The sequence below is a fragment of the Vibrio sp. 10N.286.49.E11 genome (assembly GCF_041469505.1).
Lineage (GTDB): Bacteria > Pseudomonadota > Gammaproteobacteria > Enterobacterales > Vibrionaceae > Vibrio > Vibrio crassostreae_C.
Genome location: NZ_JBFRKQ010000095.1, coordinates 20,217 through 32,252 on the forward strand (window position 1 = coordinate 20,217; position 12,036 = coordinate 32,252).

A 12,036-nucleotide genomic window follows, 5' to 3' on the forward strand; every position below is an offset into this window, starting at 1 on the left:
TTATATATCTCATTGATATCCATCGACTATTTTAGATTATTAAGTGGCTAATCGCGTTTATGCATGATAATTAACCATGAACTTGACCTTAAACACAATTAGCTATACGTTGTAAAGCTGATGAAAATAAAATCAATCGGTTTTGTTAACACAACCAATAACGTTTTAACTGGCTAAAGCAAACTATCAGTTTATAAAAAACAACAAGTATATGAATAGTTAGTCATTTACTGTCTGGATGACAGAGAAGCAAAAGGGAGAATTGCAATGGCTCTATATGATCCTAGTCTTGAAAAAGACAACTGTGGATTTGGTTTAATAGCGCAAATGGAAGGCCAACCTAGTCATAAGTTGGTAAGAACTGCTATTTCAGCCCTCGATCGCATGACACACCGTGGTGGTATCGCTGCGGATGGTAAAACCGGGGATGGCTGTGGCTTATTACTACAGAAGCCTGACTCTTATCTCAGAATTATTGCTGAAGAGAATAACTTCAAGCTCGGCAAGCAATACGCTGTCGGCATGATTTTCTTCAGCCAAGATCCAATCAAAGCGCAATCCGCGCAAGACATCGTCAATAAAGAGCTCGCTCAAGAGACCTTAACGGTTGCAGGTTGGCGCGTAGTACCGACCAACACCGACGTATTAGGTCCGATTGCCAAAGATTCAGTTCCCAATATTCAGCAAGTGTTTATCTCGGCCCCCGCGGGTTGGCGTGAACGCGATATTGAACGACGCCTTTATATCGCTCGTCGCAGAATTGAAAAACAGATCACCGAAGACAAAGATTTCTATATTTGTAGCCTTTCGACACAAGTCATGGTTTACAAAGGCTTGTGTATGCCGGCCGATCTTCCGCGATTTTACCTCGATCTTGCTGACTTACGTATGGAATCGGCGATATGTCTGTTCCACCAGCGTTTCTCAACCAATACTCAACCACGTTGGCCACTGGCTCAACCATTCCGCTATTTAGCACACAATGGTGAGATCAATACCATTGAAGGTAACCGTCAGTGGGCTAAGGCTCGTGCCTATAAATTCTCTTCGCCGTTGCTGCCAGACTTACAAACCGCCGCACCCTTTGTGAATGAGACAGGCTCAGATTCATCAAGCCTAGATAACATGCTCGACCTGTTCCTTGCCGGTGGTATGGATGTGTTCCGAGCGATGCGCATGCTTGTGCCGCCCGCTTGGCAAAACCACCCAGATATGGACCCAGATCTACGTGCATTCTACGACTTCAACTCAAAGCACATGGAACCGTGGGATGGTCCTGCTGGTATCGTACTTTCAGATGGTCGTTACGCTGCATGTAACCTCGATAGAAATGGCCTGCGTCCTGCGCGTTATGTGATTACCAAAGACAATCTAATCACGCTCGCATCAGAAGTCGGTATCTGGAACTACGCACCGGATGAAGTGGCAGAGAAAGGCCGTGTTGGCCCAGGCGAACTGTTGGTAATAGATACTCGCCGCGGCAAGCTATGGCAATCTAATGAGATCGACAATGACCTCAAAGGTCGCCATCCTTATAAAGAGTGGATGGAAAAGAACGTTCACAAACTCACACCGTTTTCCGATCTGCCCGATGAGCAAGTCGGTAAGCGCAGCTTTGACGATGACACGCTCAAAACCTACCAAAAACAGTTTGCGATGAGCAACGAAGAGTCCGACCAAGTGCTGCGTGTGCTTGGTGATATGGGGCAAGAAGCAGTAGGCTCAATGGGCGATGATACGCCAATGGCTGTGCTCTCTTCAAAAGAACGCTTGGTCACTGATTACTTCCGTCAAAAGTTTGCACAAGTCACCAACCCACCGATTGATCCATTGCGTGAAAAACACGTGATGTCTTTGGCGACCAGTATTGGGAAAGAGATGAACGTGTTCTGTGAAACAGACGGTCACGCCTATCGTGTCACGTTTGATTCACCAGTACTGCTTTACTCAGACATGCAGCAGCTTCTGCAGTTGAGTCAAAAACATTATCGTCATGTCATTCTCAGCATGCACTACGACCCGAATAACCAAGATCTAGAACAAGCAATCAAAGCAGTATGTGATAGCGCCGAACAAGAAGTCAGCGAAGGTGCGGTTTTAGTTGTGCTGTCGGACAAAGGTTTAGAGAAAGGAAAACTACCGATCCCTGCAGCCATGTTGGTTGGTGCGGTGCAAACAAGGCTTGCTGATACCAACCTGCGTTGTGATGCCAACATCGTTGTTGAGACAGCAACTGCGCGCGACCCACACCAATTTGCTGTGCTGCTTGGCTTCGGTGCAACCGCGGTTTACCCATACCTCGCTTATGAAGCGTTAGGTAAAATGTTGGATGATGGCTCTTTAGATAAAGATTATCGTGCCGCAATGCAAAATTACCAAAACGGCATCAACAAAGGTCTGTACAAGATCATGTCGAAGATGGGAATTTCAACCATTGCCTCTTATCGCTGTTCACAGCTTTTCGAAGCCGTTGGCCTTCATTCCGATGTTGTTGAGCTCTGTTTCCGCGGAGTTACCACTCGAATCCAAGGCGCAAGCTTTAGCGATTTCCAACAAGATATCTATAACTTATCGCGTAAAGCCTGGACTAAGCGTAAGCCAATCGAGCACGGTGGTTTACTCAAATACGTACACGGCGGCGAATATCACGCCTATAACCCTGATGTGGTTGGCACTCTGCAAACTGCAGTAAAAACAGGTGAGACATCGGATTATCTCTCTTTTGCTAAGCAAGTAAATGCTCGTCCAGCTGCGATGTTACGCGACTTAATGAGCCTCAAAAAAGCCGATCAGCCTCTACCACTAGAGCAAGTCGAGCCTAACAGCGATCTGTTTAAACGCTTCGACTCTGCGGCAATGTCGATCGGTGCTTTGAGCCCAGAAGCGCATGAAGCATTAGCAATGGCGATGAACCGCTTGGGTGGTTACTCAAACTCTGGTGAAGGTGGTGAAGACCCTCGACGCTTTGGTACTGACCGTAACTCTCGTATCAAGCAGATAGCTTCCGGTCGTTTTGGTGTGACGCCACATTACTTAACCAATGCGGATGTTTTGCAGATCAAGGTCGCGCAAGGTGCGAAGCCTGGAGAAGGTGGTCAACTGCCCGGCCATAAAGTTACCGCAGAAATCGCTAAGCTGAGATATTCAGTTCAAGGGGTGACACTGATCTCCCCTCCTCCACATCACGATATTTATTCTATCGAGGATCTAGCGCAGCTGATTTTCGACCTTAAACAAGTGAACCCTAAAGCCTTGGTTTCAGTAAAGTTAGTATCGGAACCGGGTGTAGGCACGATTGCAACTGGTGTAGCGAAAGCCTATGCCGATCTGATCACCATTTCTGGCTACGATGGCGGTACCGCGGCAAGCCCTCTAACCTCGGTAAAATACGCAGGTTGCCCTTGGGAGCTTGGCTTAGCAGAAACTCAACAAGCACTGGTTGCTAACGGGCTTCGTCATAAGATCCGCCTGCAAGTCGATGGTGGTTTAAAAACTGGCCTTGATGTGATTAAAGGTGCGATTCTCGGTGCAGAAAGCTTTGGTTTTGGTACCGCGCCAATGGTCGCAATGGGTTGTAAGTTCTTACGAATTTGTCACCTAAACAACTGTGCGACGGGTGTTGCGACTCAAGATGAAACACTACGCCGCGAATACTTCAAAGGCCTGCCAGACATGGTGGTGAACTACTTTACAGGCCTAGCCGATGAAGTTCGCCAATACCTTGCAGAACTCGGCGTAGAAAAACTCACGGACCTGATTGGTCGTACTGACTTACTTGAAGCCGTTCAAGGCCTCACCGCGAAACAGAACAAGCTCGATCTCTCTTCAATACTCGAAGCTCCGGTATCTCCAGAAGGTCACCCACTGTTTTGGACCGAGCCAAACGCACCATTTGATAAAGCTCAGCTCAACCAGCAGATTCTGGATGATGCACTCGATGCAATTGAGAAACGTCAATCCACCAGCCTTTACTACAACGTGATCAACACAGACCGCTCGATTGGTGCTCGTATCTCTGGTGAAATTGCTAAGCGATACGGCAACCAAGGGATGGCAGGTTCACCAATCAAGTTATATCTCGACGGTACCGCAGGTCAGTCTTTTGCAGTTTGGAACGCAGGTGGCGTAGAGCTTTATCTAACAGGTGATGCTAATGACTATGTTGGCAAAGGCATGGCTGGCGGCAAAGTGGTTATCAAGCCTCACCAAGGCACCGCATTTACTTGTAACGAAGCGACCATCATCGGCAATACCTGCTTGTATGGCGCAACCGGAGGCAAGCTGTTCGCTGCGGGTACTGCAGGCGAGCGATTTGGCGTACGCAACTCAGGTACCGTTGCTGTGATTGAAGGCGCAGGTGACAACGCTTGTGAATACATGACAGGCGGTATTGTAGCGATTCTTGGCGCAACCGGAGTGAACTTCGGCGCCGGTATGACAGGTGGTTTTGCTTATGTGATGGATAAGAACGAAGACTTCCAAGGTCGTGTGAACAACGAATCGGTCGAAGCTCTTTCTCTGTCTGATCTATTTATCCACCAAGAACATCTACGCGGCCTGATTGCAGAGCACTTAGAAGAGACTGGCTCAGTACACGCTGAAGCTATTCTGGCGAACTTTGATGAATGGATTCCGAAGTTCTACCTAGTGAAGCCAAAGACGGCGGATCTTAACACCTTGCTCGGTCACCAAAGCCGTAGCTCTGCTGAACTTCGTGTTCAAGCGCAATAATTGGAAGGAGCCAATAATGAGCCAGAATGTATACCAATTTATTGATGTGAATCGCGTAGACCCAGCGAAGAAGCCAATCAAGATACGTAAGATTGAGTTTGTAGAGATCTACGAACCTTTCACTAAGCAACAAGCCAAGGCGCAAGCTGACCGCTGTCTAGACTGTGGTAACCCTTACTGTGAATGGAAATGTCCAGTTCACAACTACATCCCTCAGTGGCTCAAGCTTGCCAATGAAGGACGCATTATCGAAGCGGCTGAACTGTCTCACCAAACCAACAGCTTGCCTGAAGTTTGTGGACGAGTTTGTCCTCAGGATCGACTGTGCGAGGGATCTTGTACCCTCAATGATGATTTCGGCGCAGTAACCATCGGCAACATTGAAAAATACATCAATGACAAAGCGTTTGAGATGGGCTGGAAGCCAGACATGTCTCACGTTGAGTGGACTGATAAAAAGGTCGCTATCATCGGTGCAGGGCCAGCAGGTCTGGCGGCGGCTGATATCCTAGTTCGTAATGGCGTGAAAGCTGTTGTGTTTGATCGTTATCCAGAGATCGGTGGCCTACTGACGTTTGGTATCCCATCGTTCAAGCTTGAGAAAGGCATCATGGAAAATCGCCGCCGTATCTTTAGCGAGATGGGCGTTGAGTTTCAAATGAATACCGAAGTTGGCAAAGATGTTCAACTTCAACAACTTGTCGATGATTACGACGCTGTCTTCTTAGGTGTCGGCACCTACAAAAACATGCGTGCGGGCTTAGACAACGAAGATGCACCGGGCGTTTATGATGCCCTGCCTTTCCTAATCTCTAACACCTACAAGGTAATGGATTTAGAAAACCCAACTCCGTTCATCGACATGCAAGGCAAGAAGGTAGTCGTACTTGGTGGTGGTGATACCGCGATGGACTGTGTACGAACCTCGATTCGCCAACATGCAGCCAATGTTGTGTGTGCTTACCGCCGAGATGAAGCCAACATGCCAGGCTCTCGCCGTGAGGTAAAAAATGCACGTGAAGAGGGTGTGAAGTTCAAGTTCAACCTCCAACCTATCGGCTTAGAGCTTAACAGCGCTGGTCATGTGGTTGGTGTAAAATTCGTGAAAACCGCTTTGGGTGAGCCTGATGAAGCAGGCCGTCGTCGTCCAGAACCTGTCGAAGGCAGTGAGCATGTTCTTGAGGCCGATGCCGTGATCATGGCATTTGGTTTCCAACCTCACGCGATGGAGTGGCTAGAACCTTTCGGTGTGGAATTGGATCAATGGGGACGAATCAAGGCTCCCGGACAACAAGAGTTTCAATACCAAACCACCAATAGCAAGATCTTTGCAGGTGGCGATGCGGTTCGAGGATCTGACTTGGTGGTGACCGCTATCGATGAAGGCCGCAAAGCCGCTGAAGGGATATTAGATTACCTAGAAGTGTGATTGGGTTTCCTTTATTACTCAGTTCGTTACTATAAAAAAGGATCCAATTATGGATCCTTTTTTGAATTAGATTCGTTTATCACAAGCACAACGAAAATACGTAAAACAATTACAAATAAGCCAATACCGATAACTACAATTAGAATTAAAAACAAGCCATAGGAAACACTATGAAAAAAGCCGCTCTCCTCTCGCTATCACTTTTAACGTTAACCGCTTGCAGCCAAGGAATCACGGACATGAAAGACAGAACTTCATCACCTTGTGGAGACAAACCAAACTGCGTATCAACTCAAGATGATCGTGAGCAACATGCATTGGCCGCGTTTGAGTTGTCAGATTCAGCGAGCTTAGATGCGATTGAGCAGGTTGCGCTAACCTTACCGAGATCAAAAACCGCGAGTAAAACAGAAGATTATCTGCGTGTTGAATGTACTTCGCGCATCATGCGTTTTGTCGATGACTTAGAACTTAAAATCACGGATGGCAAACTGATCGTGCGTTCAGAGTCTCGTACTGGCCATTCTGATTTTGGCGTAAACCGAAAACGAGCTGAACAACTTCGTGCTAGCTTGAAAAGCGAAGGCCTAATCAAATAGATAAAAGAATACGCAGATAAATCGCTACTATTCGGATGAGAAGTGCCTCTGGGCAGTCGCTCGACACTTCTTATCCATGCTACAATTTCGCTCTACTGTTTAAATATTATTTATTAAGAGACTACACATGAAAATCGGCATCATTGGCGCAATGGAGCAAGAAGTTGCGATCCTAAAAGCAGCAATTTCAGACATTACTGAAGTTAATAAAGGCGGTTGTACCTTTTTCTCTGGTCAGCTAAATGGTGTTGACGTTGTTTTGCTTCAATCTGGCATTGGTAAAGTAGCAGCGGCTGTTGGTACTTCAATCCTACTAAGCGAATACCAACCAGATGCCGTTCTGAACACGGGCTCTGCTGGCGGTTTTGATTCAACACTGAACCTTGGCGATGTGGTTATCTCAACTGAAGTTCGACACCACGATGCAGACGTTACAGCTTTCGGTTACGAAATCGGCCAAATGGCAGGTCAACCTGCAGCGTTCAAAGCTGACGACAAACTGATGGCTGTTGCTGAACAAGCACTAGCAAAAATGGAAGACAAGCATGCCGTTCGCGGTCTTATCTGTACTGGCGACGCATTTGTTTGTACAGCAGAACGCCAAGAGTTCATCCGTAAGCACTTCCCATCAGTGGTAGCTGTAGAGATGGAAGCATCGGCTATCGCTCAAGCTTGTCACCAATTCCAAGTACCATTCGTGGTTGTTCGTGCAATCTCTGATGTTGCAGACAAAGAATCACCAATGAGCTTCGAAGAGTTCCTGCCACTAGCAGCGCAAAGCTCTTCTGAAATGGTTATCAAGATGGTTGCCCTACTAAAGTAAGCGACTAGACATGCAAACACTGTTTGATCAGGTATTTGCAAATGGCGTGCTCCTTGTGATGTGGGGAGCACTGCTTTTTCATTTAATTTTACCTATCCCCCATGCCGCACACCCCACGACCTTATGGCATAAGTTTGCTGAGCTTTTAGCAAGCAAGGTTAATAACAATAACAACCACAACTATTCCCAAAGTTTAATCTCAGGCACATTAGCCTGGGGGTTAATGGTACTGCCAACTCTGGTTATTCTATTGGCACTGCAACCATTGGTTTGGCAATCTCAACTGTTTGAATTGGCACTGTTATTACTCGCGATTGATTGGCGCAATAATGAAAAGCTGGCTAACCAACTGATCAAAGCACTTGGCCGAGAAGATAAAGCGGCCGCTCGTCAGTTACTGGCTCCGATTGTCAATCGTCAAACCGAATCACTTTCGTCACTTGGCCTCGGCAAAGCCGCCACAGAAACCATCATCATGGGTTACGCTCGTAACGTAGTTTGTGTGTTTTTCTGGTACGCCATTGGTGGTGGAATCGCTGCGTTAATGTATCGCCTTGTGGTCGAGTTAGCTCGAGCTTGGTCGCCAAGTCGCAAGCAATTTTCTCCGTTCGGCTCAACGGCGATCAAGATAGTCGCGATTCTCGAATTTATACCGATGCGTTTGTTTGCTTTGATGATCGTATGTGGTGATAAAGCAACGCACACATTTAAGATGATGTTAGTCCAAAGTCGCTCTTGGCCACTACCCGGCCCAGCCTGGTTGATCACGGCTGTTGGCAACAAGCTTGAACTATCATTGGGTGGCCCTGCGATTTACGACAACACTAAAGCCATTCGCGCAAAATTAGGCGGAAGAATCGCACCGTCAGCTCTGCATCTATCTCAGGTTCAGAAACTACTCTTTGGTCGCATCGCTATCTGGATATTTTTACAAAGCCTAGCCTTACTATTTATTCACCAAGGGATTTAGAGTGGAATCTTCAGCACTTGTTACAAGCCTTACTATTTTGTCTTCCAGCTTATGGCTGCCTTTATCATTTGCAGAAGAAGTACCACTGACTCAAGAACAAGTACAGCCGGCTCAACGCGTGGTCAGCCTTGCTCCTCATGCCACTGAACTCGCGTACAGCGCAGGTTTAGGTAACAACCTTGTCGCCGTAAGTGAACGAAGTGATTACCCACCACAAGCCGATAAGCTTGAAAAAGTGGCAAACTATCAAGGCATCAAGGTTGAGAAGATCATCGCACTTCAGCCTGATTTGATTCTTGCGTGGCCAGCGGGAAACCCGCCCAGAGAGCTCGCGAAACTAGAGCAATTTGGTTTTAATATTTACTACTCCAAGACCAAAAGCCTAGACAGTATCGCAACCAATATTGAACAACTGAGCCAATACGCTAGCGATCCAAGTATTGGCGAAAATAACGCTCAGCAATACAGAGAGCAGCTCAACGCCTTGAGACTAAAATACAAAGATGCCGAGTCAGTAAACTACTTCTACCAACTCAGTGAAAAGCCGATCATCACTGTTGCTCAAGGACACTGGCCAAGTGAGGTGTTTGAGTTTTGTGGTGGCCACAATATTTTTGAAGACAGCGCCTCTCCCTATCCGCAAGTTGGTATTGAACAAGTTGTATTAAGAAAACCGCAAGTAATCTTCACTTCTCAGCACGCGATTGAGAATGGAACCATGTGGCAAACATGGGAAGATGAGATCCCAGCTGTCGCTCAAAATCAGATTTGGTCCCTCAATTCTGACTGGATTAATCGCCCGACAACGAGAACTTTGAAAGCGATCCAACAAGTGTGCGATTTCTTTGATAGAGCTAGGCAAAATCACTAACTATTTGCTGCGTTTTTTCGTACAATTCGCCACCGACCTGTCCCTACAATTTTAACTATAAGAGCACCAGTATCATGGACTCCATGCTGCTTTATATTATCGATTTATTTGGCACTGCCATTTTTGCCGTCTCAGGCGTATTTGTCGCTGGCCGTCTTAAGATGGATCCCTTTGGTGTCGCTGTTTTAGGCAGTGTAACCGCGATTGGCGGCGGTACAATTCGTGACATGGCATTGGGTGCAACTCCCGTGTTTTGGATCACCGATACCACCTACCTTTGGGTCATCATTACCACCTGCTTGCTGACCATGATTATTGTAAGACGCCCGAAACGTCTGGCTTGGTGGATATTGCCGGTATGTGATGCGATTGGCCTAGCGGTGTTTGTTGGCATTGGTGTAGAAAAAGCACTTATCTATCAAGATTCAGCACTAGTGGCGATCATCATGGGTGTCATCACCGGTTGCGGTGGCGGTATTATCCGCGACGTGCTTGCCCGTGAAGTGCCAATGATTCTAAGAAGTGAAGTCTACGCGACCGCTTGTATCATTGGTGGCGCTTTCCATACCATGGCGATCAGCATGGGGCACGATTCAGAAACTGCATTTCTGGCCGGCGTGTTCTCAACACTATTGATCAGGCTTGGCGCTATTCGTTGGCATTTATCATTGCCGACCTTCGCCATCAAATAAGCTATCGTTACAAAGTGAAAGGCTCCGCAAAGGGGCCTTTCTTAATTTGAGCTCCCCAACACAATTATTATGCTCTCGCGCTACACGTGCGAGCATAGCTAAAAATACCTAACTTGGTTCAAAGCTTTAGTTTCAAGACTAGAGAATGAATGTTGTTTGAGGTAAGTTGAAACAATCATTCCCAAATTTCATGAATATAACCCAATGCTACTCGAAGGAATCGAAACTCTACTGGTATTGAGTAAAGCAAAGACCATGAGCCGCACAGGCAGTTTGCTTTATATCAGCCAATCAGCGGTCAGCAAACGGATTGCGAATTTAGAAAAGAAGCTAGGTAAAAAGCTCATTGAACCGAGTGGCCGACAGATAAAACTCACGCCAGATGCGATAGCATTAATCGAGAGTATTGGCCCGACATTCAATGAACTTCGTGGGCTTATTTATGAACAGCAAGAGTTGGAAGATACCACTCTCATCACCCTAGACAGCAATAAGTCTCTGATAGCCGGTTATTTAGGTGAGATGATGGGCCAATTTATCCAGCAAGATAAGTACATCACCATTACCACCAACCACACGCCGAGAATTATCGAACGGGTGCAGTCCGGCAAGGCGACCTTGGGGTTGTGTGCTGGCTTACTGCCACCACATCATGGGTTGATGACCTTCCATCTTTTTGATGAACCGTTTTACATAGTGAGTAAGTCGCCGCTAACGGATCTCCCTCCAATGGTCATCACTAACGACATGACCAATCCAGCCAATTCTTATCAACTTTCTGTATTAGAAAAATTTGGTATCAAACCCTTGATGGAGATGGATGCCTACACCGCAGCGGCGCAACTTGCATTGGGCGGGACTGGGCCTGCGTTAATCCCGCTCTCTATCGTAAAAACACTCAATATTGAGCCTCAATACTTGTATAGCTTCCCTGAATTAGCAGGCTTAATTCGACCGATTCATGTCTGTGTTAGACCGAATAGCTACCAGTCTCCAAGAGTTAAAATACTGATAGAATCCATTGTTGATGCTGTTCCCAAAGCAGTTTAGAAGCCATCAGCATCGACATTACGATCACAAGGGGGCGAATCCATTTCTGCCCTTTTGTCACCACGACTTTGGCGCCAAGCTGAGCCCCCATAAAACCACCAACCGCCATCACTAATCCTAACTCCCAAATAGGCAAGCCAGCCAAAATAAAGAAAATCAGTGCAGCGATGTTCGAGGTGAAATTCAATACTTTAGTTCGCGCCGTAGCATCGACCAATGAGAAATGGCCAATCGCAACAAAACACACAGTGAAGATTGAGCCTGTGCCAGGGCCAAAGAAGCCATCATAGAAACCAACACCGCCACCGACACATAACGCAAACATCGCCTCGGAGATCTTTTGTTTGCCTTCAGAGGCTCTGGTTTGTGGTGCTAATAGGAAATAGAGAGAGATCGCGATAAGCAGCAGTGGGATCACGCTGGTCAAAAGGCTCGCGTCGATGTATTGAACCAACTCAGCACCAATAGCCGAACCTATAAAGGTACAAAAGATAGCGAGGCGCATCTCCTTAATACTGACGATACCGTTACGCACGAAATACCAACTCGCGGAGAAGCTGCCAAATGAGCTTTGGAGTTTGTTGGTTGCCAGTGCCTGCGTGGGTGGAACTCCAGCCGCTAGCAATGCAGGTAGAGTCAGTAACCCACCGCCGCCAGCCATTGCATCAATAAAGCCTGCTGCCGTTGCAACAACAAACAAGATAGCCAATATTTCTAGAGTGATTTCCATATACCCAACGCCTTAAAATCCTGTGTAGCGACAAGTTACCACTCACAGCAGACGAGCAATAACGAAACACAAGATTCTAACCTATTCCAAATATTCATCATTAAGCTACCGCGGAATAACAGAATCGAGTAGGAGGAGGCC

The 12,036-nt window shown here is 46.8% G+C and carries 9 protein-coding genes; 8 read left to right on the forward strand and 1 reads right to left on the reverse strand.

Going from position 1 to position 12,036, the window contains the following annotated elements; genetic code table 11:
* The first annotated feature begins 267 nt into the window (after positions 1-267).
* The 8 genes from gltB to AB4167_RS20120 all read left to right on the forward strand — a co-directional run bounded on the left by gltB (position 268) and on the right by AB4167_RS20120 (position 11,165).
* Positions 268-4,731 carry a glutamate synthase large subunit gene (gltB, locus tag AB4167_RS20085; protein WP_017072315.1) on the forward strand — a complete coding sequence of 1,488 codons (4,464 nt, stop codon included), beginning with the start codon at positions 268-270 and terminating at the stop codon, positions 4,729-4,731.
* A 16-nt stretch (positions 4,732-4,747) separates the two neighbouring features.
* A complete protein-coding gene (locus AB4167_RS20090; RefSeq protein WP_372136943.1) occupies positions 4,748-6,160 on the forward strand; it encodes an FAD-dependent oxidoreductase in 1,413 nt (470 codons plus the stop codon).
* A 170-nt stretch (positions 6,161-6,330) separates the two neighbouring features.
* Positions 6,331-6,759 (forward strand): DUF1499 domain-containing protein, encoded by a 429-nt coding sequence (locus AB4167_RS20095; RefSeq protein WP_372136944.1) that lies wholly within the window; start codon positions 6,331-6,333, stop codon positions 6,757-6,759.
* A 127-nt stretch (positions 6,760-6,886) separates the two neighbouring features.
* A complete protein-coding gene (gene mtnN, locus AB4167_RS20100; RefSeq protein ID WP_136978402.1) occupies positions 6,887-7,582 on the forward strand; it encodes a 5'-methylthioadenosine/S-adenosylhomocysteine nucleosidase in 696 nt (231 codons plus the stop codon).
* Positions 7,583-7,592: 10 nt separating this feature from the next.
* Positions 7,593-8,552 carry a cobalamin biosynthesis family protein gene (locus AB4167_RS20105; protein WP_372098066.1) on the forward strand — a complete coding sequence of 320 codons (960 nt, stop codon included), beginning with the start codon at positions 7,593-7,595 and terminating at the stop codon, positions 8,550-8,552.
* Between the two features lies 1 nt (position 8,553).
* Complete coding sequence (gene btuF, locus AB4167_RS20110; RefSeq protein WP_017062892.1) at positions 8,554-9,423, forward strand: vitamin B12 ABC transporter substrate-binding protein BtuF; 870 nt, start codon at positions 8,554-8,556, stop codon at positions 9,421-9,423.
* A gap of 74 nt (positions 9,424-9,497) precedes the next feature.
* Positions 9,498-10,115 carry a TRIC cation channel family protein gene (locus tag AB4167_RS20115; protein WP_016789753.1) on the forward strand — a complete coding sequence of 206 codons (618 nt, stop codon included), beginning with the start codon at positions 9,498-9,500 and terminating at the stop codon, positions 10,113-10,115.
* Positions 10,116-10,319: 204 nt separating this feature from the next.
* Complete coding sequence (locus AB4167_RS20120) at positions 10,320-11,165, forward strand: LysR family transcriptional regulator (RefSeq protein WP_102319699.1); 846 nt, start codon at positions 10,320-10,322, stop codon at positions 11,163-11,165.
* Here the strand turns inward: AB4167_RS20120 and AB4167_RS20125 are convergent.
* Positions 11,116-11,895 (reverse strand): TSUP family transporter, encoded by a 780-nt coding sequence (locus AB4167_RS20125; protein WP_102319698.1) that lies wholly within the window; start codon positions 11,893-11,895, stop codon positions 11,116-11,118. The two genes, AB4167_RS20120 and AB4167_RS20125, sit on opposite strands and share 50 nt — an antisense overlap.
* Positions 11,896-12,036 lie beyond the last annotated feature (141 nt).